The organism is Stenotrophomonas capsici (assembly GCF_034961085.1).
GTDB lineage: Bacteria > Pseudomonadota > Gammaproteobacteria > Xanthomonadales > Xanthomonadaceae > Stenotrophomonas > Stenotrophomonas capsici.
The window spans coordinates 1,013-23,919 of record NZ_JAYFUH010000260.1; the positions used below are offsets into that span (position 1 = coordinate 1,013).

The following is a 22,907-nucleotide window of genomic DNA, read 5'->3' on the forward strand; positions in this document are numbered from 1 at the left end:
CGTCCGCCCCCCTTCGGATGATGCACGAGCAGGAATCCTTCATGGCCAACACCCATCAGTCGCATCATGTACAGAAACAGCCTTGACGGGTTCAGCTTCCCATCCAGGGATTGCCGGCCTGCATCCATCGTGACGTGCTAGCATGAAATCGCGGGCATTGCCCGCTACGCGCGCTTTGCGCAACTGTCTGGATTGTTGCCCACTTCGCTCCCTTTCATGCGTTACCTGCCCAGATGCATGGGCGGTCGCTCGGCGGAGTGCGCGATGCCCGGCTATACGACACGCAATGTGAAGGTCACCGTCGGTGGCCAGTCTTACCTGCTGCGCATCCTCAGCGACAAGCAACAATTCAGCGATCCGGACGGCCATGGCGAACGCCTTGGAATTTCCTCGGCGCAATGGAGCCTGTTCGGCCAACTGTGGCCATCCGGACACGTGCTTGCCCAGGCCATGTCCCGCTTCGACATCCAGGGCAAACGCATACTCGAGCTGGGTTGTGGCATTGGCCTGGCCAGCATCGTGCTGATGCAGCGAGGTGCCGATGTGATTGCTTCGGACATGCACCCGTTGGCCGAACCGTTCCTCGCCTACAACGCCGCACTGAACGCACTACCTGCCGTGCACTATCGCCACCTGCGATGGGACCGGGAACTGCCCGCGCTTGGCACGTTCGACCTGATCATTGCCAGCGACGTGCTCTACGAGCGCGCGCAGACCGACTTGATGGCCGATGTCATCCTGCGTCATGCCAAGCCCAGCGCCGAGGTGGTCATCACCGACCCCGGCCGGGGCAACAGCGCACGCTTCAGCCGGATGCTGGAACAACAGGGCTTCGCCTTCCTGTCGACAAGATGCCCGATGGATGATGCCGATACCGAGCCTTTCCGCGGACAGCTGCTTCATTACTCGCGCGGCATGACCGCGGTAGCCACATGAACCGGGTCGAGCGCGAGAAGCGCGCCAAGATCACCTGCGCCACATGCGATGCGCTGTGCTGCCAGCTCACCGTGGTTCTGGATGAGAAGGATGACGTGCCCGCCCACCTGACCACGCATCTTCCCGGCGGCCTGCATGTCATGGCCAAGGATCAGGAGGGGTGGTGCGTTGCCCTGGACGGGCTGCACATGCAGTGCCGCATCTACGCCAGCAGGCCAACCGCCTGCCGATCCTTCGTGATGGGCGGCCCCTACTGTCGCGCCGAGCGCGACGAACATGCCCGGCAGGGCGCTCGCACGATCGCATTGCAACTTATATGAGGAGCACTCCATGGCGACACCTCCCCGCAAGTCGGCCCGCTACCCCGCAGTGAAGACGACCCCGTTCTTCAGCCCGAACGTGCAGAAGCACGACCTGAGCCGTGAGCGCATCGCCGAAGACATGGCCGCATTCCGAAGCGCCGGTGGAAAGATCGAGGTGCTCGGCAATACGCCCTTCCGGATGAAGACCTCGCCGGACAAATCCGCGGCCACCCCCCAGGCACCGCCCACCGCAGCCGGTGACAGCGCCACGCCCGCCAGGTCGCACAAGCGCAAGTAATCAGGTGTGCTGGACCACGGACCCGGGCAGCCATGTCACCGGTAGAACATGACTTCCATCACATTCCTGCCGGCAAACGCGCGGGATATACATGACTGGCACGTCATACCGCGCTGACCTGGTGCACCAGCCCTCTCCGCCCGGAACAACACCGCATGAAGCCCGCCGCTATCGTCAACTGCATCGTTGCAATCGCCCTTTCCAGCGCGTCGGTGGCTTGTGCTACTTACGACGACTCAGCAATGAACCAAGCCTGCAATGACTCGGTTTTCGTGAAGGACCTCCCGCCCCAGGTCGCCGCCCGGGAAAGCAAGTGCCGCTCCGCGCAGGTCTGGTCGTCCAATCGTGCCGAAGATGACAAACCGATCGACTTCGGGGGCAAGAAGGACTAACCGCCCACGGCGCGCAGGCACCACCGGGCCGCCCATCCCCTGATGTGGCGCACCGGCCTGCAAGCACGCATGCCCGGGTGGCGCACCTGGCGGGATCACCGGAACGCGTCCATCAGAAGATAGGTTCCCGGGGCACGCTGGTATTGATCGATCAAGGGCACCAGCCGCCGGAAGTGCTCCGTACTGCAATGCGCGTCCAGCGCTGCACGGTCCGGCCACTCTTCGATGAAGACGAAGTGCCCCGGATCCTTTTCGTCGACGTACAGCGCGTAGGAGATGCACAGTGGCTCCTGGCGAGTGCGCTCGACCAGCTCGCGATAGAGCGGCGCGACCGTCGCGATGTGTTCGGGCTTGATGAAGTCCTGGGCAATCACCTTGAGCACTGCATTTTCATCCGGTGGAACGAAGGAGGCGCCGGACCCTTGCGTCCCTGCACGAGGAGCGACCATGGGTGCCGGCGAATCCGGCAATCATAAGCGCCACGTACCCGTGGATGTCGGACAGGGTTTCGGGAAACTGCAGTCGCACACGGCGACGCCAGAGATCGGGCGACAGAGGTCGAAAGCCGGATTCCCGCATGGCACGTATCCCAACGCGGGCGCTCCGACCGCACCCCGCACATCCTTGCGCGGGGCAGCCAAACAGTGAGCCCAGGCGGCTTCCCATGAACACCACGTGGGCCACTGCTCACTCACTCGGACAGCTCAGCTGTCGTTCGCGGCCTTGCGGTCCTGCTGCCCTTCTTCGACAAGCTCGGCCTGCGGAACAAGCTCCGGCGGATCGACTTTCTTCCCGTCCTTGTCGACCGGAGAGGCGGACTGCTCTCCTTCTGCGATTCAGTCCTGGCGTTCGGATTGGAACCTTGCGGAGGCATGCTCATATCCCTTCCTCGTACAACGGCATGATTGCCGCAGCCCCACGGTGCGCGCATCCACGTTAGCCGTTCGTTCGCTTTCCGATGCCACCGGAGTGCATGCACGTTGACTGCAAGCAGTGATACTCAGCCGGGAAAATCCAATTTCCGCGATAACCGGCATCATCCAGCCGCCTACCGCGAATATACCGGCAACGCCCAACCGGGCTCCCGCCATGCATCGGGGTGGGAGATCACTGAACCGTAAAGAAATCGGCACGACGAAGTACCGGCCAGGTGCGATAAACAGGCTTCAAGCGATTGAATCGCACAATTCCCCCGCAAAGCGCCTATGGTGATTGGAGATGAGCTCACCCAGCGCTCAGGGCCGCAGCGATGAACTACGAAGAAGCAAGGGCGGATCTCGATGATCTGGCCCTTGAGATGACGACGTCGAATCACGCCTGGACACACACCAAGCGGCTGGAAAAGCTGCGTGCGCTCGCCATCGTCACCAGGCGCGCATTGAAAGAGGCAGCGGGTACCTCCAACGAGCAGGAGCGCCTGAACGGCATCGAGGCAGTGCTCGATCGCATCAAAAGCATGATGGAGTCGGGAGCGCAGCTCGAGAAACTGAAGGAAGGCTACATCCATCGTTGATCCGCGCAGCGATTGATCGACCTCCCATCAGCCACCGGATGATGTCGGCCGCAATTGCCGCTGCCCAACCACCGCAGGCAGGACTCGCCCCGCACCGCGCCCGGGATATGGCTTCCAAGCCCGGTCCTGGAAACCACAGCACTGCTGATACTCTTGGCCCTCCCGGACCCTCCTCCGCTCGCGATGGCTGACACCCCACCTGCCCCGCCCCTGCAGTACCGGCTCGACGACCTGCACATCGACGTGGCTCGCCAGCGGGTAACGCGCGAGGACGGACAGCTGCTGGACGTGAGCGGGCTCAGCTTCCGCCTGCTGCATTACCTGCTCACGCAGGGCACGCGCGTGGTGGGCTTCGATGAGCTGATCGCGCAGGTCTGGGCACCGGCGCATGTCAACGAGGAAACCGTGACCCAGCGCGTGCGCCTGCTGCGGCAGGCACTGGGCGAGGACGGCCGGCAACCGCGCTACCTGCGCTCGGTGCGCGGCCAGGGCTACCAGCTGTGCAGCGAACCTTCGCTCGACGCGCCACCACCGCCGGCCCCCGCGCACGCGCGACGCGGCCTGGTCATTGCCGGTGCCATCGTGTTGTTGGCGGCAGCAGGCATCGCCTGGTGGCAATGGCCCGACGCCGGCAACCCGGCGCACTCCCCGCTACTGCAGCGCGCCGACTACTACGCCGGCATCGGCCAGCGTGACAACAACGAACGCGCGCTTGCGTTGTACCGCCAACGCCTGCAGGAAGCGCCGGATGACGTCCTGGCCACGCTGGGCGCGGCACGCGCCCTGGCAGCGCGCCTGTGCCTGTACAGCGGCAGCCGCGACGATGCCGACCAGGCCCAGGCGATGGCCGAAGCGGTGATCGCCCGCCAGCCGCGGCTGGCTGCCGCGCATGCGGTGCTGGCCTATGCCCATGACTGCCGCGGCGCGGTCGATGCGGCCATCGCCGGCTACGAGCGCAGCGTGCAACTGGATCCCGACGCCGATGCCAGTCGCGCCTCGGCGGCCTACCTGTACGCCCGGCAGGGTCGCCTGGCCGATGCACTCGACGCCAATCTCGCCGTGCGGCATCCCGGGCAGGTGCGTTTCTGGGAGCTGCAGGTGGCCTCCAACCTCGACCTGCTCGGGTACGCTGCCGCAGCCGAAGCACGCTACCGGCGCAGCTTCCAGCTGTACCCGGACAACGTGTTCTCCAACCTGGCCTGGCCCACGTTCCTGTTCGAACATGGGCGCATGGAGGAAGCCCGTGCGGCACTGGCCGAAGCACGCGCCCGTGGCACCGCGCACGCGGGGTTGCACCTGCTCGGCGCGGAGCTGGCACTGCTGCAGGGCGATGCCCATGGCGCGCAGGTGGAAGCAGGCAAGGCACGGGCACTGAAGCCGCACGCCAGCCTGCCGCGGACGGTCGCCTGGATCACCGGTGCTGCCGTCCGGCCTACGTCGGCCGAACTGTTGGTGCAATCCAACGCCCTGCGCGAGGGCCTGCAGGGCAGCGATGCCTTCGATGGCATCGACGCCGCCCTGCTGGCCGATCTGGCCGGTGACCGCAGCGCTGCATTGGCAGCGCTGCAGGCCGCCGTTGCCGCGGGCTACCGCGATGCCAACTACCTGCGCGTGTCACCGCTGCTCGCGGGCCTGCGCAGCGACCCCGGCTTCACGCCGGTGCTGGCAACGATCACGTCCGCCGTCGCCGCCGAGCGGGCGCGCATCAACGCGGCCGGGCGGTTGCCGGCCGACGCGAAGGACGTCACGGCAACGCGCTGAGGATGTAGTCCTGCAGCAGCTTGCGGGTTTCCTGGTGCATGCCGCGCTGGTTGTAGCGGGTGCGCGTGACCACGACCACCAGTTGCTTGTCCGGCACCACGAACACCGCATTGCCACCATTGCCTGACATCGTCCACGCATGCAGCTCCTGCGCGCCCATGGTGAAGGTGAAGCGCCACATCTGGTAACCGTAATCGGCGTCGAACGGGGTCTGTGCGCGCACCTGCATCATCGCCTGCACCCAGCCCGGCGACAGCACCTGTCGACCGTTCCAGCGACCACCGTCGGCCAACAACTGGCCGAGCCTGGCCAGGTCGCGGCTGCGGTACTCGGTGCCACCACCGCCCATGCCGACGCCTTCGGAGGCGTGTTGCCAGACCGAGCCGCTGATGCCCAGCGGGCGCTCCAGCGCGTCTGCCGCGAAGCGCTCCAATGGCATCGCGCTGGCGCGCTCGACGATGGCGCCGAGCAGGAACGAATTGGCGGTGCAGTAGGCGAACGCACGGCCGTGCGGGCTGTCCGCCGGTCGCTTCACCCACGGCGCGTAGCCGCGTTCGGGCAGGTCCAGGGTGAAGCCGGTCCAATCAGCGCTGACATACATGCGCTCCTCATGCCCGGCCGAGTATTCGTTGTTGTCATCGCATTCCCACTGCGCGCTCATGCTCAGCAGGTCCTCGACGGTGGTGGCGTCCTTGAACCTGCCCGGGTGCGCGGGCGTGCGCTCGGGGAAGAAGCCAAGCACCTTCGCATCGACTCCGACGATCAAGCCACGGTCGATGGCCGCCCCGACCAGCATCGCGGTCACGCTCTTGGTCAACGAGCGGGTGTTGTGCAGGGTCGTGCGGTCGGCACCGTTGAAGTAGGCCTCGTGCACCAGCTTGCCGCGGTGGACGACCAGCACGCTGGTGGTGTCGGGCGCCTCGCCGCCACGGATCGCGGCATCCAGCGCAGCAAGGCGGATGGCATCCAGGCCCTGGCTGGCGGGGTCGGCGACGGTCCAGTCAGGGGACGTGGAGGCCGCGGCGGAGGCGGCCAGACAGGGAACGAAGGAGGCAAGGACGGCAAGCAGGGCGAGGCGGATCAGGCGGGGCATGGAGGCACTCCAGGTAGGGAGCGCCCAGCCGACCATGGCCCCGAATGAACTGCCTGATGTGCGAATGAAGATTAATGAAGTCGTTTCCAATCAAACGGTTGCACCGCATCCGCGCTCACCGGGATCAGCCAGCGAGCCAGGCGTCCGTCGAGGTCACGCGCGCATAACCGAAGGCGAAGGCCGCCATCATCGCCGCATGCACCTGCGCCGCCGGGGCGGTGACGCCGTTGAACGCCAGGTCCAGCGTGGCGCAGGCATCGTGCAGCACGGTGACCGTGTAGCCGAAGTCGGCGGCGGCCCGCACGCAGGCGTCCACGCACATATGGCTCATCGCACCGATGACGACCACCTCGCCAACGCCGCGGGCATCCAGCTGCTGCTTCAGGTCGGTGTCGCGGAACGCATTGACGAAGTGCTTGGTGATCACCGGCTCGCCTTCCCGCGGGGCGACGGCGGCCTGTATCTCCACCCCGTCCGAGCCCGGCACGAAGATTGGCGCTTCGTTGCTGGCCGATTCGTGGCGGACATGCAGCACCGGGATGCCGGTGCGGCGGGCTTCGGCGATGACCGTCACCGCGTGGGCGACGGCGGCGTCGATGCCGGTGAGTGGCAGCTTGCCGGTGGGCAGGTATTCGTTCTGCAGATCAATGACGATGACGGCGCGCTTGTGCATGGGGCTCCCGGTTCACGTATGGAAAACGTGGGAGAATTTTCCGCCGCCGGCCGCACGCAGCGAAGGGGCATCACCGACATTCTTGAGGGCTGCACCGACAGATGCACCACGACCGCCACATCGAGATCGGGATACTACGCTACCCCGGCGCACAACTGGCGGCCGTACTCGGGCTGGCCGACCTGCTCGCCCTGGCTAGCAGGATCGCCCACCGTCACGCGCCCGCAGGACCGCCGCAGCTGCATGTCACGCAATGGCATATCGCCGTACCGGGGCAGCGCCCAGCGCCGGACGCACCTTCCCCCGCGCAGGGCAGCCTGCGACCGGACGTATTGATCCTGCCGCCGAGCCTTGAGGAACCGCTCACCGCCGAGGCGGCCGCGCCCTACCTCGATTGGTTGCGTGGCCTGCATGACACCGGCAGCACGCTCGCCTCGGTCTGCGCCGGGGCCTACCTGCTGGGCGAAACCGGGCGCATCGATGGCCGCACCATCACCACCAACTGGGCGTTCAACGACAGCTTCGCCAGCCGCTTCCCTGCGGTGCGGCTGGACACCGACCAACTGGTCATCGACGACGGCGACATCCTGACCGCCGGCGGGGCGATGGCCTGGATCGACCTGGGCCTGCGCCTGGTGGAGCGCTACCTCGGCGTGGCGGTGATGCTGGACACCGCACGCACCCTGCTGGTCGATCCGCTCGGACGCCAGCAGCGTTACTACAGCAGCTTCGCGCCCCGCGTCTCGCATGGCGATGCAGCGGTGCTGGCAGTGCAGCAATGGCTGCACGAAACACACGCCAAGGCGGCAGCCCTGCCCGAGCTTGCGCGCCGCGCCGGGCTGGAGGAGCGCACCTTCCTGCGCCGTTTCCAGAAGGCCACCGGCATGACCGCCACCGAGTACGGGCAGCGCGTGCGCGTGGCCCATGCACGCGACCTGCTGCAGTCCACCCGGCTGCCTCTGGAACGCGTGGCCTGGGACGTCGGCTACAGCGACCCGGGCTCGTTCCGCAAGGTGTTCCACCGCATCGTCGGCCTGACCCCGGGCGAGTACCGGCGGCGGTTCAACGCGGGCTGAGGCCCTCAGCCTTCCAAGCCGGATTTGAGCCGGTCCAGCAGGGTCAGCGCATGGGTGGCGTACTGGCTGATCCAGCGCTCGTGGATGTGCTTGATGGGCAGCGGATTGAGGTGGTTCCAGCGTTCGCGCCCTTCGCGCTGGACGATCACCAGGTCGGCCGCTTCCAGCACCTTCAGGTGCTGCATGACCGTGCAGCGGTCCATGTCGTCGAATGCCTCGCACAGCATGCCGGTGGTACGTGGCTGCTCCTTCAGGCAGTCGAGCAGCGCCCGCCGCCGGGGGTGGGCCAGCGCCTTGAAAACCGCGTCTTCCGCATCGCCATCCATCATGTTATATATTTATAACACATAGCTACCCAGTGCAAGAGGAGCAGTGCCATGAAGCCTGAATTCCGGGTATCCGCACGCATCGCCAAGCCGGTCAGCGCGGTGTTCGATGCGGTCGTGAATCCTGAAACGCTCAGCGCGTACTTCACCACCCTGGGCGGCGCCAGCGCACCGCTGGTGGCCGGTACGACGGTGCTGTGGTGGGGCGACGTGCCGGTGGACGTGGCCGAGGTGATACCCGACAGCCGCATCGTCCTGCATTGGGATGGCCCCCGCGCCGCCGATGGCACCGCCACCTACAAGACCCGCATCGAAATGAACTTCACCGCGCTCGATGGCGACGCCACCCTGGTCACCATCGCCGAGACCGGCTGGCATGAGGACGTGCAGGGCCAGCGCAGCGCCTACATCAACTGCGAAGGCTGGTCGCAGATGCTCAGCTGCATGAAGGCATTCCTGGAGTACGGCATCAACCTGCGCGCGGGCTACTACCCCAGCGAACTCAACGGCGAACCGGCGCGCGCACCACTCGTGGACGACGAATAGAACCCGGGAGCATCCGCCATGCATACGACCTTCCAGGGCGGCATCGACATCGCCATCAAGGTGCCGCCGCATCAGTACGAGGCAACGCTGCAGTTCTACCGGGACGTCATCGGCCTGACCCCCATCACCGACAAGCTGCCGGACATCGGCTTCGCGCTGGGGCCGACCCGGCTGTGGATCGCCGAAGCACCGGGAATGAGCCAGGCCGAAGTGTGGCTGGAGCTGTTCACCGAGCGCTTCGAGGACGCCGCGGCACATCTGGCCAAGGCCGGCGTCGTTCGTTGCGACGCCATCGAACCCCTGCCGGAAGGCTTCCGGGGTGGCTGGATCACCAACCCCGCCGGCATCGTCCACATGGTCCGCGAGCCGGATGCGTGGTGACCGGCGTGGCAACGGTGCCAGGAGCCTGCGTGTTCAATCCAGCCCGAGCTCCTGCCGCAATGCCGCGACATGGGCACGGCCAACGGTGAGCGCCGCACCGTCGCTCAGCACCAGCCAGTAGCGACTGCCCGAGCCGGCATGCAGGCTACGTACATGGCGCAGGTTCACCAGGTAGGAGCGGTGGCAACGCACGAAATCGGGGGGCAGCACCGCGCCCAGGCCGGCGAGCGACTTGTCGTGCAGTTCGCTGCGCCCGTCGGACATGTGCAGTTCGCTGTAGTCGCCATCGGCACGGATCCACACGACATCCGCCAGTTCAACCAGGGCCGTGCCCTGGGCCCGCCAGATGCCGAGATAGCGGGCGCGACCGGAGCGGTAGCGCCCCACGTCCAGCAACCGCTGCAGGGCCTGACCCAACCGCTCGCGCGAGAACGGCTTGGGGACGAAATCCAGCACGCCATGCTCGAACGCCTGCAATGCACGCTCACGGTGCGCCGAGACCACCACGCAGTGGTAGCGCCCGGACACGGCCTTCCGCAGCAGTTCAAAGCCGTCCTCGCCGCCAAGATTGAGGTCCAGCAACAGGCCGTCGTAGACGCTGCGCCCCAGCCTGTCGCCCGCGGACTCCAGGTCCTCCACCGCATCGAAGCGTGCGCGGGCACCGGCCAGCTCCGCGCACAGGCGCAGAAGGCGCTGGCGTACCAGCGGCTCGTCCTCGACGATCAGGATGCGCATGGCAGCTCGATCCGGCCACGCCAATCGGCGCCATCGGCCCCTTGGGTGAACTGCCAGCGACCGGGCCAGGCGACCTCCAGGCTGGCCTCGATGTAGCGCGTGCCGGTTCCCCTGCCGCGATGTGGCGATGATCCGCGCACACTCCGCAGCTCCAGGACCCAACGGTCATTCTCCCGATGCACGCGCAGACGGAACGGATGCTGCGCGCAGGCGACGGCCCCGGCATGGGTCAATGCGTTCTCGACCTGGGCGTGCAGTACGCCGGGGGGCAACGATACGCCAATGTCGGCGGCCTCCACCTCCAGCGCGATGGGCCGGTCCAGCGCCAGGCCAACGATGTCCAGATGACTGCGGCACAGCGCCAGCTCATCGGCCAGGGGCACGCTCGGCCGGGCGCTGCTGTCGCGAAGGCGATCGAACTGGTCAGCCAACGATTCAACCATCCGGCTGGCGCGTGGCGGCTCGCGTTCGATCAGTTCCTGTAGGCAGGTCAGCGTGTTCATGAGCCAATGCGGCTGGATGCCCCGTTGCAGCAGTTGCAGCGACAGCTGCGCGCGCTCCTCGCGCAGTCGCGCGTTGTTGCGGTCCAGCGCACGCAGTTGCGCGGCGTGCCGCAGCAGCAGGAAGACCATCAGCACCGACAACAACAGGAAGTACGGCCCATCAAGGAATGCACCGCGTTCGATCGCCAGGGCCATCGCACCGGCCAGCAGCAGGGCCAGGATCGGCCAGCGCTCCTCCCGCGCTTCACGGGCGCGCAGCAGAACCCCCGCCGAGGCCAACAGGCTCAGCAGCAGCACCACGGTGGAGCGGGCGTCGAAGCTGGGCATGAAGATCGCCGCTGCCACCAGGCCCGCCAGGTACACGGCACAGGCACCGGCTGGCACGGCAACACGGAAGCGCTGGGCCAGGTAGGCCGGCAACAACGCCGCCGCGGCCACGTGCAGGCACAGCAGGGCGAGCAGGCGTGGGCCATGCCACGGATAGGCATAGCCCAGCAGCGACCGCCACGCCTCCACCACCGGCAACACCAGGCCGACCGCGCACAGCGCCAGCAGCAGGCGCGTGTCCGCCGTGCGCGGACGCCCACGCTGCACCGCCAGGAAGTACAGGCATGCCGCCGCCAGTGCCCCCATGGCGAACGCAGCGATCAACCAGGGCCGGAGCAAATGGCCAAACAGCAGCTCCGGCGGTGCCACCACGGCAACCGCATCGGCGCTGCGCAGCGCGATGCCCTGATGGTGGCTGGAGGCAAGTACCAACAATTCGTCCGCGCCCGCGTCAGGAGATGCAGGCAGTATCCGGACGATGTCGACGCGGCCGGGGTGCTCTGCTTCGGCGGTACGGCCCACGACGCCGTTGCCCGGCAAGGGCTGCCCGTTCCAGTACAGCTGGCTGGCACCTCGCAGCGACAGGCGAAGTGCACGGCTGGCCCCGTGCTGTTCCCCCGGCGTCCCCGAGTGCCAGCGCAGCCAGTACGGCCCCCGCCAACCGGCCAAGACACCCTGGTCCAGCGGGCGCCAGTCCGCCGTGGCTGGCGGGTGCCGCGGCAATGCCCCGGTCGCCGGCAGCACCGCCGGCGCCATCTCACCGTCCAGCACCTGCACCTTGGCCATGTCCGGCGTGGCAACGGCCATCCACGCCGCAACGGCGGCGGTCAGTACCGCGAGTACGGCCAGGGTCCGGAAGATCTGCATGCGCCCATCGTATCGGCTGGGCGGAGACATTGGACGGCCAGCTGGAGACGTTGGGCGGACCGGCGCGGCCGGATCGACGCGTACGGGGCGATGGTGGTCACGCCCCCTGCACCCGGTACCACTTCCGCCGTCGTCGGGGCCAGTTCCACACCCACGCTTGCCCACAACTGGAGTCCGCCATGTCCCGCACACCGCGCACCGTTCCCTTCGACCGTCGCCCATCCCCGCATCGGGCCGGCGTACTGGCCACCCTGTGCCTGGCCCTGGCCGCAACTGCAGCGGCACCGGCAGCAGCCGGCAATGCCCCGACGCCGCTGGTGTTCTCCCCCTATGCCATGGTCACCAAGAGCCACGGCACGATTGCCACCGAGGAGGCCTTCCTGGAGGTGCCGCGCCGACACAGCGAGCCCGACGGGCCACGCATCCGCCTGCGGGTGGTGCGCTTGCCCGCCACCGGCGGCGATGGCCGCGCCGCACCGGTGGTCTACCTGGCCGGCGGCCCGGGTGGCTCGGGTTTCGGGACGGCGCTTGGGCCGCGCTGGCCGGTGTTCGATCGCGTCCGTCGCCAGACCGATGTCCTGCTGCTCGACCAGCGCGGCACGGACTTCTCGGAAATGCCCCCGGAATGCTCGCACGCACATCGTTTCGCCGACGCCGAGCCATTGCAGCTTGAGGCCGCGTTGGCCGCGCTGCGCGGTGCAGCCACCGAATGCATCAACGAATGGCGCAATGCCGGCGTCGATCTCGGCGCGTACACCACCGCCGAAAGTGCCGACGACATCGACGACCTCCGGCGCGCCATGGGCCTGCCGCGCATCAGCCTGTGGGGCATGAGCTACGGCACGCACCTGGCCCTGGCCACGGTTCGCCGCCACGGCCCGCAGCTTGAGCGGGTGGTGCTGATGGGAACCGAGGGCCCGGACGATACGATCAAGCTGCCACTGGCGGCGGACACGCTGCTGGCAGACCTGTCCACGGTCGCGCGCAAGGACGGCTTCGACGACCTGCAAGGCGCCGCCCGACGCGTGCTGGCAAGCTTGCGCCAGCACCCCGTGCAGGCAAGCAGCCCGTTGCATGGCGGCAGAACCGTCACCATCGGCGAGTTCGACGCGCAGATCGCCATCGCAAACGCGCTTGGCCGGCGCGCGACGCAGCGGATGCTGCCATTGCTGCTGCGCGAAGCCGAAGCAGGTGACTACACGTTGCTGGCCGGGTTCGTGCTGATGATGCGCGAGGACATGGGCAGCTTCCGCGCCATGCCGTTGGCGATGGACGTTGCTTCCGGACAGAGCCCGCAACGGCGCGCCCTGGTCCAGGCGCAGGCACGCGAAAGCCTGTTTGGCGACGCGTTGAACTTCCCGCTTCCGGAACTGGCGGACGGCCTGGGGTTGGCCGACCTGGGCGAAGCATTCCGTGCGCCGCTGCGCAGCGATGTCCCGACGTTGTTCATCAGCGGCACGCTCGATGGCCGGACCCCGCCGGCCAATGCCCAGGCCTTGCTGCCCGGCTTCAGCAAGGGCCAGCACCTGCGCGTACGCGGCGCCAGCCATGACAACGAACTCTGGCTGGGCAACGCCGCCATCGCCGACCGGATCGCGGACTTCCTCGCCGGCCAGACGGTCAGCGCGGACGCACTGGACGTGCCATTGCCCGTGTTCATCACGCGCAAAAGCGAGCTGTAGTACCGCTCCGTGCAATGCCGGTCGCCGATCGGCATTGCACGCTTCCGCTGCGCGCCCGATCAGCCCATGCCCCGCATCGCGCTCACACGCGCTGCAGGCGAAGATTGCGCCAGGTGGGCACCGGCCCACGGAAGTCCACCGCCTCGCCGTCGCTGGTAAAGAACAGGCCTGGCTCGGTTTCAACGACCAGCCGTGTTCCATCCAGGTACAACCACCCCGAGCGCCGCTCCACCTCGACCACCATCGAGGAGCGGCCCCATTGGTCGATGCGGTAGCGGCCCAGCCAACGCTCCCACTGCGGCGTGTCCGGACCGCGTGGCAGGTCCGGGCCGTCATTGTGGTCAAGGCTCTCCTCGCCCGATGCACATTCCAGATGCGCTGGCTGGTCGCCGGTGGCGGCGTGGTAGCGATAGTTGACCACCTCGCCCTCCGCGTCCACGGTGAACACCGCATCGACATCCATCACGCCGAGCGCGACACCGGGCTCACCCTCCGTTCGATGCAGGTGCAGGCGTCCCTCGTCATCGCTGCGGATCTGCGCGCGCACGTTGCGACCGATCCAATGGCCAACGAAGGCACGCACCCGCGCCGGGGTCGGATGGATCGTGGCCAGCGCCGAGGCCGGCAACCGCGGTGCGCGTGGCCCGAAGCGGGCCGCCAGCAATTGATCGATCACCGCGTCACCAAAGCGATAGCCGGCCGAGGTGGCGCGATTGAACATGGCCGCGAAGCCCACACCCGCTTCCACGCAGTAGGTGAACACGCAGCCGAAGCCAAAACCTCCGCCTCGATGGTGCAGCAGGCGCACCGGACTCTGGCCGTAGCGTCGCTCGGTACGCATCACGCCCAGCCCGTAGTCACCGCCCAGCCCGAAGCCATGCATCTGCTTCCATGACGCCGGCGCCAGCAGCTGGCGGCCCGCGTGGCGTCCGCCGGAAAGCATGAACGCCAGGTAGGTCGCCATGTCGCGGGCACTGGTCCACACCCCGCCGGACACGAGCAGCGGCGTCACCGAAGGCACTTCCGCATGGCCCTCCTGGAGACCGCGCGCGCGGTTGGCGCGCGCCTGGTGGACCGCCGCGTCGGCGGTGCTGTCCTGCATGCCGAGCGGCGCGAACAACCGCGTCTGCAGCCATTGCGCATACGGCATGCCCACGGCCCGCTCCAGGATATGCCCGGCCAGGTCGAAGCCGAGGTTCGAGTAGCGGTAACGCTCACCCACCGGGAAGCGCAGCCAGGTCTTCTCGATGCTGCGCACGTGCGTCTCGAAATCGGGAGAAGCAGCGTCATAGTTGTTTCCCACCGGTGCTTCATGGGTGAAGCCGGCGCGGTTGGCCAACAACAGGCGCAGGGTGATCCGCTCCTGCGGCGCGCGCTCGAAGCGGCTGTTCACCGTGAACGCCGGCAGGTAGCGGGTGATGGGCGCATCCAGATCGAGCAGGCCATCCTGCACCGCCAGCAACACCGCGACGGCGGCGAAATGCTTGGAGGTGGACTGGATGCTGAAAAGCGTGCGGGCATCGACCGCCTGCCCGTCCACGTCGGTGGTGTGGCCAAACCCTTCCACCCACTGCGGTGTCCCATCCTGCACAAGGCAGACCGCGGTCGCGCCGATCCTGCTGCCGGCCATGGCGGACACGATGGCGCTGCGCTCGCCATCGATGAGTGAAGCCATGCCGGCAGGCGCCGCGGCGGCGAGCGCGGCACTGGCAGGAACCAGGCCCACGGCCGGCAGCGCGGCCGTGCTGGCCAGGAAAGAGCGGCGATTGAGCGTGTAAGCCATGGATGCACCTGCCCTCTGCAAAGGGGCGATGCTTGCACTCCAGCAGCGCGCGGACATGTGTCGTTGGACACAGAAGCGGAAACTCCCTCGATTGCTGTCGCCCAACCACACCGGCTCGATGTCTCCGATCATCGCCTGCAGCGAGGCTGCGCCATGCCAGCACCCTCACCGGCCCCGGAGCATTCTCAGGGCTGACTGGCCTTGACCAGCGTCTGCTCGAATTCCTGGCTGAACTGCCGCACCAGCCGCGGCAGCAACGCCGGATCAATGAATGCATCATCGTCCCCGCGCGCACGCTGCTGCTCCCGCTCCAGTACCTCGGCCACCGACGGGTGGCTGGTCAGCACGATGTCGGCGCGCATCACCGCCAGCTTGGCGAAGGTGGTGCGGTAGTCCTCGACGATGCGGGGATAGGCACGATTGCCGACCAGGGTATTGCCGGCCACGGTGATGCTGCACAGGAACAGCACCTCGCGCGGCGTGCCCCGGTCGTTCACCGTCATGCTCCAGCTGGTGCAGCCACGCGTATGCCCCGGCGTCAGGTGCGCGGTCAGTTCGACATCGCCCAGGCGCACCCGTTCGCCGTCGCTGACCACCTGGTCGACCCGGATTGGCTCAAATGGCTGGATGCCGTAGTTGTTGTCGCCCTGGTTGCGTCCGTTCTCCAGGGCCCAGCGGTCACCCTCGCTGGCGATCACGCGTGCGCCGGTGTCGCGCTTGATCCGCGCCATCGCACCGACATGGTCGGCATGGGCGTGGTCGCTGATCAGCAGCTTCACCTCGGCCAGGCGTACGCCGAGGCTCTCGATGTTGCGTTCGATCAGTGCCGCGTTCTCCGGCAGGGTGGCATTCAGCAGGATCGCCCCCGCCTCCGTGGTGATGAGGTACGCGGACAATCCTTCGGTACCGACGTAGTGCACGTTCCCCGCGACCTGGAAGGGCGCGACCGGTGCCGACCATTCCGCCGGATCGGCCGCCAGCGCCGGCCAGACGCTGGCCGCGGCCAGTGCGGTGGCGAGGATGCCAAACCCGTTGCCAATCTTCATGCGTGCGCCTTCGTTGTGTGGAGGGAACCGAACGATGCGCCGCACCGGCATCGCCCACAATCGAGCAGATTTCGGCCCAGCCATCAGGTTTTCTCATGCCACGCCGGGGGCGGTGGCGCGCGGCGCCGGACTGGCGCCGATGTGCCGGAATCAACATTTGGCGCGTGCTTAACGCGGCGCTATCACATCCCGCATTCGCCGGCAGTATCGTCCGCCGTGCCTGTCATGGAGTGACCCCGATGACCCGTCGAACCCCGCTCCTGCTGTCCCTCGCCGCGCTTGCCACGCTGTTGTCGGCCAGCTGCGACCGCGGCACATCGCAACCGGCCGGGACCGCGGCGGCACCGCCCGGCACGGCCGTGCCGCTGTTCGAAACGTTCGGGGACCTGCATCGTGACGTTGGCACCCGCGTGCCGGCTGCCCAGCGCTATTTCGACCAGGGCCTGCGCCTGGCCTACGGCTTCAACCACGAGGCTGCGGCCCGCTCCTTCGCCGAAGCGGCGCGGCTGGACCCGCAGTGCGCGATGTGCGTGTGGGGCCAGGCACTGGTGCTCGGGCCGAACATCAACCTGCCGATGGATCCGTCGCTGGCCGGTGACGCCGCGATGCTCGCGGCCAAGGCCGCCGCACTGGCCGGCAATGCGCGCCCCGCCGACCGTGCGCTGATCCAGGCGCTGCAGGCCCGCTATGCCGCGCCCGCACCGGAAGACCGCAAGCCGCTGGACCGGGCCTATGCCGATGCGATGGCGCGCGTGGTCCAGGCGTTTCCCGCCGATGACGATGCCGCGACGCTGTACGCCGAAGCCCTGATGGATCTCTCGCCCTGGGCCTACTGGAGCGCGGACGGCACGCCCGCCGAATTCACCGCACGCCTCGTCGGCGAACTGGAACGCGTGCTGGCCCGCAATCCGCGCCATATCGGCGCCATGCACTACTACATCCATGCGGTCGAAGCCTCCCCCGACCCACGCCGCGCCGAGCGCCACGCCGACGCCCTGGCCGCGCTCGCCCCCGGTTCCGGCCATCTGGTGCACATGCCGGCACACATCTACATCCGCCTGGGCCGCTACCACGACGCCACCCTGACCAACCTGGCAGCGAGCACCGCGGACAAGGACTTCCTCGCGGTCTGTCGCGGCAGCAACGGCGTCTATCCGCTCGGCTACGTGCCACACAACTGGCACTTCGCGACAATGACCAGCGGCCTCACCGGCTCGCGCACGCTGGCGATGGAAGCGGCCAGCCAGACCGCGCGACGTGCCGACCAAGCCGCGATGGGCGAGGCACCGATGCAGTTCATGCAGCAGTTCGTGGTCACGCCGTTGCTCACCCAGGTGCGCTTCGGTGACTGGGACGCCATCCTCGCCGACACCGCGCAGGCACCGGCATTGCCGTATCCCTCGGCGATCGGCCATTTCGCGCGCGGCATGGCGCAGCTGCGCAAGGGGGCCCTGGCCGATGCCGCGCGCGAAGCCGAGGCATTGCACGCGATCACGCTGGACCCGGCGATGGCGCAGGTGAGCTTCTTCGACATCAACCACGCCGATGCCGTGTTGCGCATTGCCGACGCCCTGCTGCGCGGCGAACTGCTGCGCGCACAGGGCAAGCCCGCCGACGCCATCGCCGCACTACGTGAGGCCGCCACCGCCGAGGACGCACTGGCCTACAACGAGCCCGCCGATTGGCCGTTGCCGATCCGTCCCTACCTGGGCGCCGCGCTGCTGGAAGCGGGCGATGCCAAGGCCGCCGCCGATGTCTTCCAGCAGGACCTGAAGACCTATCCCGCCAACGGCTGGTCGCTGTTCGGCCTGGCGCAGGCGCAACAGGCGATGGGCCAGGCCGACGCCGCACGCGAGACCTCGCGCCAGCAACGTGACGCCTGGCAATGGGCCGATGCGCCGCTGACCTCGGCGCGGTATTGAGTGCCTGCTGCCACGTCACGATACGGACGTAGCCGCACTTCGTCCCAGGTGCACTTCATCGCGCGCCATCACGACGCGGACCGGCGCCGGCGTCGAGGTGCCTGCGCGGTGTGCCCTGCCCTCTGTTCGTCGTCATTGGCATGCCCTTGCCGCATATGTGCGCAAGGGGCACGAGCCATCAGCCCTGCTTGAACAACTTGCGCTTCGGGTTGGCCGGGGCCGCCTTGGGCGTGAGCTTGGCCACGCCGGGGACGAGGAAATCGACCGGGTCCTGGCCGAAGCGAACCTTGGAGGCGAGCCAGCGCGGCATCTTGCCGCGGCCGGTCCAGGTGTAGCGGCGGTTCTCCGGGTCACGGTACTTGATGGCCACCTTGGGCAGCTTGCGGCGGCGCGTACGCGGTGCAGCGCCTCCGTCCGTGCCTTCTCCGAACACTTCCTCGATCGTGTAACCGGCCTTCCTGGCCAGCGCGGTCAGCTGCTTCTTCACCTTCTCGGCAGGTGGGCGGCTGACAAGCGCCTTGCGCGTCTGTTCCGCGGTGCGGATCAGCTGGTTCAACTCCCGCACGCTCAAGGAAGTCAGGTCTATCGTCATTGGTAGGGATCCCATGAAAAACAGGCCGGGGCATGGACACCCGGTTGCAGGCAGTTTAGCGCGTCGCCGCCCTCGTCCGGACATGCGGCGGCGGATACCCCGCCAGCACCGGCACCCGCGATCAGGCCGGCTCCTCGCCGAGCATCCGCACCAGCATCGCCGCCAGCGTCTTGACCTCCGGTTCGGCCGAGGGACGCTGCAGCAGCACCCGCTCGATGCTGTCCACCACCGGCAGTCCACTCGCCGGACCCAGCACCACGTGCGCGGCGGTCACCGCGCGTGCCGGCAGCAGGCTGATGCCCAGGCCGTCGGCGACCGCGGCCTGGATCCCGCCCAGGCTGGAGCTGGTGAAGCTGATCCGCCAGCGCCGGCCCAGCGCCTCGACGGCATCGATCATGTCCTCGCGGTACAGCCCACGCGGGGGGAAGGCCACCAGCGGCACCGGGTCCTGCGCGAAGGTGGGCGCGGCGGCGGCGTCGATCCAGCACATCGGCTCGGGCCAGCAGGCCAGGCCCTCGCGGCTGCCGCGGCGCTGCTTGACCAGCACCAGGTCCAGTTCGCCACGGTCGTAGCTTTCGGCCAGGCCGCGGCTCAGCCCGCTGCTGACCTCCAGCTTCACGCGCGGGTGGTCACGGCTGAAGTCGGCCAGCAACCGGGTGGTGCGGCCGGCGGCGAAGTCCTCGGGCACGCCGATGCGGATGGTGGTGCCCGCTCCTTCGCCGGACAACGCGGCGGCCAGTTCCTCGTTCAAGGCCAGCATCCGGCGCGCATAGCCGAGCACCGTCTCGCCGATGTCGGTGGGGCGCGCATCGCGCACGCCACGGTCGAGCAGGCGCTGCCCCGCCAGCTCCTCCAGCCGCCGCACCTTCTGGCTGATGGTGGACTGGGTCGAGTGCAGGCGCGTGGCCGCGGCCGTGAAGCTGCCGCAGTCAGCCACCGTCACCAATGCACGCAGCAGATCGAGGTCGAAGATCGACCTATTTGATTTCTGAATATCACCCATCGCCATATTTCATTTCTGGATGGAGCGGCCGACTTGTAGCATCGGCGCCAGCCCCGGGCAACTGCGCCGGCGGTCTGGAACGGCAAGCGGCGCGCCCGCGCCACGCATCTGGAGACGACATCATGGCTACCCGGCATTGGGTCACCACGCATGCATTGGCCGCGGCCATGCTGACCTCCTGTTCGGCCGGCGCCGGCGAGCCGGCACTGGCTGAAGCGCTGCACCAGGCCGCCACGCACGGCGACGCCCGGCAGGTGACTGCCCTGCTCGAACGCGGCGCCCCGCTGGAGGCCCGCGACGGGGAAGGCCGCACCCCGCTGCTGGCCGCCGTGCGCCAGCGCCGCGCCGATACCGCGCGCGTGCTGATCCATGCCGGTGCCGACGTCAACGCCAAGGACCGGATCCTGGACAGTGCCTACCTGCTCGCCGGTGCCAGCGGCCAACGCGAGATCCTGGAACTGACGCTGCAGCACGGCGCCGACCTGCGCAGCACCAACCGCTATGGCGGCACCGCGCTGATCCCGGCGGCCGAACGCGGGCACGTGGAGGTGGTGCGCACGCTGATCCAGGCCGGCGTCGATGTCGACCACGTCAACCGGTTGGATTGGACCGCGCTGCTGGAGGCCATCATCCTCGGCGACGGCGGCCCGGATCACGTGGCCATCGTGAAGCTGCTGATCGACGCCGGGGCCGACGTCAACCTCGCCGACGGCAATGGCATCACGCCGCTGCAGCATGCCCGCCAACGCGGCCAGGCCGAGAACATCCGCCTGCTGCTCGCCGCCAACGCGCGATGAGCACGGCGTCCTTTCCCCTGCGCACCCGCGCGGCCCACGAGAACCCCTGATGAAGACCACGCTTTCCTTGGCCATTTCGGCCCTGTTCGCGGTTGCGCTGCCGGCGCTGGCTGCCCCGTCCAGCGCCGATGTGCTGATCCGCCATGCCACCGTGGTCGACGTGGAGCACGCCCGCCTGCAGCCCGGCCAGGCGGTGGCCATCCGCGGCCAGGACATCGTCGCCGTCGGCGATGACGCCAGCTTGGCCCGGCAGTGGCAGGCCACGCAGGTGGTCGATGCCGGTAACCGTTACCTGATCCCCGGGTTGTGGGACATGCACGTCCACTTCGGTGGTGGCCCGGCCCTGGTCGAGGAGAACAAGGCGCTGCTGCCACTGTACGTGGCGCATGGCATCACCACCGTGCGCGACGCCTCCGGCGACCTGCCCGAGCAGGTGTTGTCGTGGCGCGGGCAGATCGCGGCCGGGCAGTTGTTCGGGCCGCAGCTGTTCACCTCCGGCGCCAAGATCGAAGGCATCGCGCCGGTCTGGAAAGGCACCCTCGAGGCCGGCGACGAAGCCGGCGTGGACGCTGCGCTGGACCGCGAGCAGCGCGACCAGGTGGACTTCGTGAAGATCACCGACAGCACGCTCAAGCCCGAACTGTTCCTGTACGCGCTGCGCCAGGCCAGGCAGCGTGGCCTGCGCACCTCCGGCCACATCCCGATGGCGCTGACCGTGGAGCAGGCCGTCGATGCGGGCATCAGTTCGATCGAACACCTGGACTACGCGTTCAAGGCCGGGGTGAAGGACGAGGCGGCCATCGCCGCCGACTTCGCCGCCGGGCGCATCGACCGCGCCGAGGCCAACCGCCGGCTGCGCGGCGGCTTCGACCGCGACACCGCGATGGCGGCTTACCGCCGCTTCGCCGAACACGGCGTGGCGGTGACCCCGACCCTGGACGGTGGGCGCATCATCGATTTCCTCGACGTCGAACCGCATGCCGACGACGCCTACCTGGCGTATATCGGCCCGGGCCTACGCAAGACCTATGCCTGGCGCGTGGACCGTGCCGCCAAGGCCACGCCACAGCAGATCCAGGACCGCCATGCGCACTACGCGCAGGTCGCCGCGGTGTTGCCGATGCTGCAGCAGGCCGGCGTGCAGATCATGGCCGGCACCGATGCGGGCTTCCTCAACTCGTACAACTATCCCGGCATCGGCCTGCACAACGAACTGGCGTTGTACGTGCGTGAAGGGTTGAGCGCACCGCAGGCGCTGGCGGCGGCGACCCGCGCCGGCCCGGCCTGGTTCGGCAAGCTCGACCGCTACGGCGCGGTGCAGGCCGGCAAGGCCGCCGACCTGGTGCTGCTGGAGCGCAATCCGCTGCAGGACATCGGTGCGACCACCGCGATCAATACGGTGATCCTGCGCGGCCAGGTCCAGGACCGCGCGGCGCTGGATGCACTGCTCGACGCCACCCGTGCGCAGGTGAAGGCCTGGAACGCGGCCGACGCCGCCGATTGAACCGGCACTTCGGCCGGCGTGCGTGACCGCATGGCGCACGCGCGCCATCCGTGGATTCGACCAAGGGGACGTGCAGGCGTCCCCGCCTGACCGGCTCAGCCCTTGCCGGCCACGCCCGGGCACAGCCCCGCACCCGGTGCCTTGACCGGATGGTCCGGCTCCAGCGTGAGCCGCTGGATGTCGGAGAACAACTGCTCCACCGGCATGCCGAACGGCACGAACAGGCGCACCCTGCCCTGGCGGTCGAGCAGGTAGCCGCCCGCGGTATGCGTCATCGCGTACGCGCCGGGCACCGGGCCGTCCTCGCGCTCATAGAACGCCTTGAAGCGCGACGCCATGGCGGCCAGTTGATCGGCATCACCGACCAACGCGGTCGCGCTGGGGTCGAAGGCTTTCACGTAAGTCTGCGCGACCGCAGGCGTATCCCGCTCGGGGTCGACGGTGACGAACACCACCTGCAGCTTGTCTGCATCCGAGCCCATCAGGTGCTTGACCTGGCCCAGCTCGACCATCGTGGTCGGGCACACGTCCGGGCAGCTGGTGAAACCGAAGAACAGGTAGGTGACCTTGCCCTGGAAGTCGGCCGGCGAGCGGCTGACGCCGGCGCTGTCGGGCAGCGTCCAGTGCTGGCCCAGGTCCTGGCAGGAGATGTCCTTGCCGTAATAGTCGAGCTTGGGCTTGGCCGCGCAGGCGACCAGCAGCAGGCTGGCGGCGGTGACCAGCACGACGGGAAGGGAGAACGTGCGTGCCAACGCGGCCAGGCCGGTGGCGAGGGAGGAATGACGGGACATGGCGTTGGCAATGCGAGGGACGGCCTCCGACGGACACGCAACGGGCCGGCAGTTGCCT

General features: G+C 68.1%; 24 protein-coding genes. 13 read left to right on the forward strand and 11 right to left on the reverse strand.

The window, feature by feature from the left end:
- Positions 1-264: 264 nt before the first annotated feature.
- The 4 genes from VA603_RS18485 (at position 265) to VA603_RS18500 (ending at position 1,928) form a co-directional block, all read left to right on the forward strand.
- On the forward strand, positions 265-936 hold the full coding sequence (locus tag VA603_RS18485; RefSeq protein WP_132866217.1) for a class I SAM-dependent methyltransferase: 672 nt from the start codon (positions 265-267) through the stop codon (positions 934-936).
- Entirely contained in the window at positions 933-1,256 is a 324-nt protein-coding gene (locus tag VA603_RS18490) for a YkgJ family cysteine cluster protein (protein ID WP_132865593.1), read from the forward strand. The genes VA603_RS18485 and VA603_RS18490 overlap by 4 nt, the downstream gene beginning before the upstream one ends.
- Before the next feature lie 10 nt (positions 1,257-1,266).
- Entirely contained in the window at positions 1,267-1,536 is a 270-nt protein-coding gene (locus VA603_RS18495; protein WP_132865594.1) for a hypothetical protein, read from the forward strand.
- A gap of 155 nt (positions 1,537-1,691) precedes the next feature.
- A complete protein-coding gene (locus tag VA603_RS18500) occupies positions 1,692-1,928 on the forward strand; it encodes a hypothetical protein (RefSeq protein WP_132865595.1) in 237 nt (78 codons plus the stop codon).
- Between the two features lie 95 nt (positions 1,929-2,023).
- Here VA603_RS18500 and VA603_RS18505 read toward each other — a convergent pair whose 3' ends face one another.
- The gene (locus VA603_RS18505) at positions 2,024-2,311 is read right to left on the reverse strand and encodes a putative quinol monooxygenase (protein ID WP_132865596.1); all 288 of its coding nucleotides are present in this window, start codon (positions 2,309-2,311) and stop codon (positions 2,024-2,026) included.
- Positions 2,312-3,177: 866 nt separating this feature from the next.
- On the opposite strand from VA603_RS18505, the gene VA603_RS18510 reads away from it, so the two are divergent.
- Together VA603_RS18510 and VA603_RS18515 are read left to right on the forward strand one after the other, a co-directional pair.
- Positions 3,178-3,441 (forward strand): hypothetical protein, encoded by a 264-nt coding sequence (locus VA603_RS18510; RefSeq protein WP_323439704.1) that lies wholly within the window; start codon positions 3,178-3,180, stop codon positions 3,439-3,441.
- 183 nt (positions 3,442-3,624) lie between these two features.
- On the forward strand, positions 3,625-5,202 hold the full coding sequence (locus VA603_RS18515) for a winged helix-turn-helix domain-containing protein (protein WP_323439705.1): 1,578 nt from the start codon (positions 3,625-3,627) through the stop codon (positions 5,200-5,202).
- On the opposite strand, the gene VA603_RS18520 is transcribed toward VA603_RS18515, so the two are convergent.
- Together VA603_RS18520 and VA603_RS18525 are read right to left on the reverse strand one after the other, a co-directional pair.
- Positions 5,186-6,295, reverse strand: coding sequence for a serine hydrolase domain-containing protein (locus VA603_RS18520; protein WP_323439706.1), 1,110 nt, complete (start codon positions 6,293-6,295; stop codon positions 5,186-5,188). The genes VA603_RS18515 and VA603_RS18520 overlap by 17 nt on opposite strands.
- 124 nt (positions 6,296-6,419) lie before the next feature.
- Positions 6,420-6,968 carry a cysteine hydrolase family protein gene (locus VA603_RS18525; protein WP_132865600.1) on the reverse strand — a complete coding sequence of 183 codons (549 nt, stop codon included), beginning with the start codon at positions 6,966-6,968 and terminating at the stop codon, positions 6,420-6,422.
- Between the two features lie 101 nt (positions 6,969-7,069).
- Between VA603_RS18525 and VA603_RS18530 the strand changes: the two genes are divergently transcribed.
- Entirely contained in the window at positions 7,070-8,044 is a 975-nt protein-coding gene (locus tag VA603_RS18530; protein ID WP_132865601.1) for a GlxA family transcriptional regulator, read from the forward strand.
- 5 nt (positions 8,045-8,049) lie between these two features.
- Here the strand turns inward: VA603_RS18530 and VA603_RS18535 are convergent, their stop codons facing one another.
- The gene (locus VA603_RS18535) at positions 8,050-8,373 is read right to left on the reverse strand and encodes an ArsR/SmtB family transcription factor (protein WP_207911828.1); all 324 of its coding nucleotides are present in this window, start codon (positions 8,371-8,373) and stop codon (positions 8,050-8,052) included.
- A 48-nt stretch (positions 8,374-8,421) separates the two neighbouring features.
- On the opposite strand from VA603_RS18535, the gene VA603_RS18540 reads away from it, so the two are divergent.
- A complete protein-coding gene (locus VA603_RS18540; protein ID WP_132865602.1) occupies positions 8,422-8,916 on the forward strand; it encodes an SRPBCC domain-containing protein in 495 nt (164 codons plus the stop codon).
- Positions 8,917-8,934: 18 nt separating this feature from the next.
- Positions 8,935-9,297, forward strand: a complete 363-nt coding sequence (locus VA603_RS18545) for a VOC family protein (protein WP_132865603.1) — start codon at positions 8,935-8,937, stop codon at positions 9,295-9,297.
- A gap of 33 nt (positions 9,298-9,330) precedes the next feature.
- On the opposite strand, the gene VA603_RS18550 is transcribed toward VA603_RS18545, so the two are convergent.
- On the reverse strand, positions 9,331-10,032 hold the full coding sequence (locus VA603_RS18550; RefSeq protein WP_132865604.1) for a LytR/AlgR family response regulator transcription factor: 702 nt from the start codon (positions 10,030-10,032) through the stop codon (positions 9,331-9,333).
- Positions 10,020-11,729: a histidine kinase gene (locus VA603_RS18555; protein WP_323439707.1), complete on the reverse strand. Its 1,710-nt coding sequence runs from the start codon at positions 11,727-11,729 to the stop codon at positions 10,020-10,022. Before VA603_RS18555 ends, VA603_RS18550 begins: the two co-directional genes overlap by 13 nt.
- A gap of 179 nt (positions 11,730-11,908) precedes the next feature.
- Between VA603_RS18555 and VA603_RS18560 the strand changes: the two genes are divergently transcribed.
- Positions 11,909-13,411 carry an alpha/beta fold hydrolase gene (locus VA603_RS18560; protein ID WP_323439708.1) on the forward strand — a complete coding sequence of 501 codons (1,503 nt, stop codon included), beginning with the start codon at positions 11,909-11,911 and terminating at the stop codon, positions 13,409-13,411.
- A gap of 82 nt (positions 13,412-13,493) precedes the next feature.
- Here the strand turns inward: VA603_RS18560 and VA603_RS18565 are convergent, their stop codons facing one another.
- Together VA603_RS18565 and bla are read right to left on the reverse strand one after the other, a co-directional pair.
- Positions 13,494-15,194 (reverse strand): serine hydrolase domain-containing protein, encoded by a 1,701-nt coding sequence (locus VA603_RS18565; RefSeq protein ID WP_323439709.1) that lies wholly within the window; start codon positions 15,192-15,194, stop codon positions 13,494-13,496.
- 185 nt (positions 15,195-15,379) lie between these two features.
- On the reverse strand, positions 15,380-16,240 hold the full coding sequence (gene bla / locus VA603_RS18570) for a subclass B3 metallo-beta-lactamase (protein WP_132865608.1): 861 nt from the start codon (positions 16,238-16,240) through the stop codon (positions 15,380-15,382).
- Between the two features lie 239 nt (positions 16,241-16,479).
- Between bla and VA603_RS18575 the strand changes: the two genes are divergently transcribed.
- Positions 16,480-18,162, forward strand: a complete 1,683-nt coding sequence (locus VA603_RS18575; RefSeq protein ID WP_323439710.1) for a tetratricopeptide repeat protein — start codon at positions 16,480-16,482, stop codon at positions 18,160-18,162.
- 178 nt (positions 18,163-18,340) lie between these two features.
- Here VA603_RS18575 and VA603_RS18580 read toward each other — a convergent pair whose 3' ends face one another.
- Together VA603_RS18580 and VA603_RS18585 are read right to left on the reverse strand one after the other, a co-directional pair.
- Complete coding sequence (locus tag VA603_RS18580) at positions 18,341-18,754, reverse strand: H-NS histone family protein (protein ID WP_132865610.1); 414 nt, start codon at positions 18,752-18,754, stop codon at positions 18,341-18,343.
- Between the two features lie 121 nt (positions 18,755-18,875).
- Positions 18,876-19,757: a LysR substrate-binding domain-containing protein gene (locus VA603_RS18585; protein WP_132865611.1), complete on the reverse strand. Its 882-nt coding sequence runs from the start codon at positions 19,755-19,757 to the stop codon at positions 18,876-18,878.
- 167 nt (positions 19,758-19,924) lie between these two features.
- On the opposite strand from VA603_RS18585, the gene VA603_RS18590 reads away from it, so the two are divergent.
- Both VA603_RS18590 and VA603_RS18595 read left to right on the forward strand, forming a co-directional pair.
- Complete coding sequence (locus VA603_RS18590) at positions 19,925-20,554, forward strand: ankyrin repeat domain-containing protein (protein WP_313252598.1); 630 nt, start codon at positions 19,925-19,927, stop codon at positions 20,552-20,554.
- Positions 20,555-20,603: 49 nt separating this feature from the next.
- Entirely contained in the window at positions 20,604-22,058 is a 1,455-nt protein-coding gene (locus VA603_RS18595; RefSeq protein WP_323439711.1) for an amidohydrolase family protein, read from the forward strand.
- Positions 22,059-22,153: 95 nt separating this feature from the next.
- Here the strand turns inward: VA603_RS18595 and VA603_RS18600 are convergent, their stop codons facing one another.
- The gene (locus VA603_RS18600; RefSeq protein WP_323439712.1) at positions 22,154-22,849 is read right to left on the reverse strand and encodes an SCO family protein; all 696 of its coding nucleotides are present in this window, start codon (positions 22,847-22,849) and stop codon (positions 22,154-22,156) included.
- Positions 22,850-22,907 lie beyond the last annotated feature (58 nt).

Bases quoted from the DNA above. Each gene is read 5' to 3' on its own strand.
- VA603_RS18595 (WP_323439711.1), top strand. From the start codon at position 20,604: ATGAAGACCACGCTTTCCTTGGCCATTTCGGCCCTGTTCGCGGTTGCG.
- VA603_RS18530 (WP_132865601.1), top strand. From the start codon at position 7,070: ATGCACCACGACCGCCACATCGAGATCGGGATACTACGCTACCCCGGC.
- VA603_RS18515 (WP_323439705.1), top strand. From the start codon at position 3,625: ATGGCTGACACCCCACCTGCCCCGCCCCTGCAGTACCGGCTCGACGAC.
- VA603_RS18525 (WP_132865600.1), bottom strand. From the start codon at position 6,968: ATGCACAAGCGCGCCGTCATCGTCATTGATCTGCAGAACGAATACCTG.
- VA603_RS18590 (WP_313252598.1), top strand. From the start codon at position 19,925: ATGCTGACCTCCTGTTCGGCCGGCGCCGGCGAGCCGGCACTGGCTGAA.
- VA603_RS18550 (WP_132865604.1), bottom strand. From the start codon at position 10,032: ATGCGCATCCTGATCGTCGAGGACGAGCCGCTGGTACGCCAGCGCCTT.
- VA603_RS18545 (WP_132865603.1), top strand. From the start codon at position 8,935: ATGCATACGACCTTCCAGGGCGGCATCGACATCGCCATCAAGGTGCCG.
- VA603_RS18520 (WP_323439706.1), bottom strand. From the start codon at position 6,295: ATGCCCCGCCTGATCCGCCTCGCCCTGCTTGCCGTCCTTGCCTCCTTC.
- VA603_RS18495 (WP_132865594.1), top strand. From the start codon at position 1,267: ATGGCGACACCTCCCCGCAAGTCGGCCCGCTACCCCGCAGTGAAGACG.
- VA603_RS18485 (WP_132866217.1), top strand. From the start codon at position 265: ATGCCCGGCTATACGACACGCAATGTGAAGGTCACCGTCGGTGGCCAG.
- VA603_RS18600 (WP_323439712.1), bottom strand. From the start codon at position 22,849: ATGTCCCGTCATTCCTCCCTCGCCACCGGCCTGGCCGCGTTGGCACGC.
- VA603_RS18555 (WP_323439707.1), bottom strand. From the start codon at position 11,729: ATGCAGATCTTCCGGACCCTGGCCGTACTCGCGGTACTGACCGCCGCC.
- VA603_RS18535 (WP_207911828.1), bottom strand. From the start codon at position 8,373: ATGATGGATGGCGATGCGGAAGACGCGGTTTTCAAGGCGCTGGCCCAC.
- VA603_RS18500 (WP_132865595.1), top strand. From the start codon at position 1,692: ATGAAGCCCGCCGCTATCGTCAACTGCATCGTTGCAATCGCCCTTTCC.
- VA603_RS18560 (WP_323439708.1), top strand. From the start codon at position 11,909: ATGTCCCGCACACCGCGCACCGTTCCCTTCGACCGTCGCCCATCCCCG.
- VA603_RS18565 (WP_323439709.1), bottom strand. From the start codon at position 15,194: ATGGCTTACACGCTCAATCGCCGCTCTTTCCTGGCCAGCACGGCCGCG.
- VA603_RS18540 (WP_132865602.1), top strand. From the start codon at position 8,422: ATGAAGCCTGAATTCCGGGTATCCGCACGCATCGCCAAGCCGGTCAGC.
- VA603_RS18510 (WP_323439704.1), top strand. From the start codon at position 3,178: ATGAACTACGAAGAAGCAAGGGCGGATCTCGATGATCTGGCCCTTGAG.
- VA603_RS18490 (WP_132865593.1), top strand. From the start codon at position 933: ATGAACCGGGTCGAGCGCGAGAAGCGCGCCAAGATCACCTGCGCCACA.
- VA603_RS18575 (WP_323439710.1), top strand. From the start codon at position 16,480: ATGACCCGTCGAACCCCGCTCCTGCTGTCCCTCGCCGCGCTTGCCACG.
- bla (WP_132865608.1), bottom strand. From the start codon at position 16,240: ATGAAGATTGGCAACGGGTTTGGCATCCTCGCCACCGCACTGGCCGCG.
- VA603_RS18580 (WP_132865610.1), bottom strand. From the start codon at position 18,754: ATGACGATAGACCTGACTTCCTTGAGCGTGCGGGAGTTGAACCAGCTG.
- VA603_RS18585 (WP_132865611.1), bottom strand. From the start codon at position 19,757: ATGGGTGATATTCAGAAATCAAATAGGTCGATCTTCGACCTCGATCTG.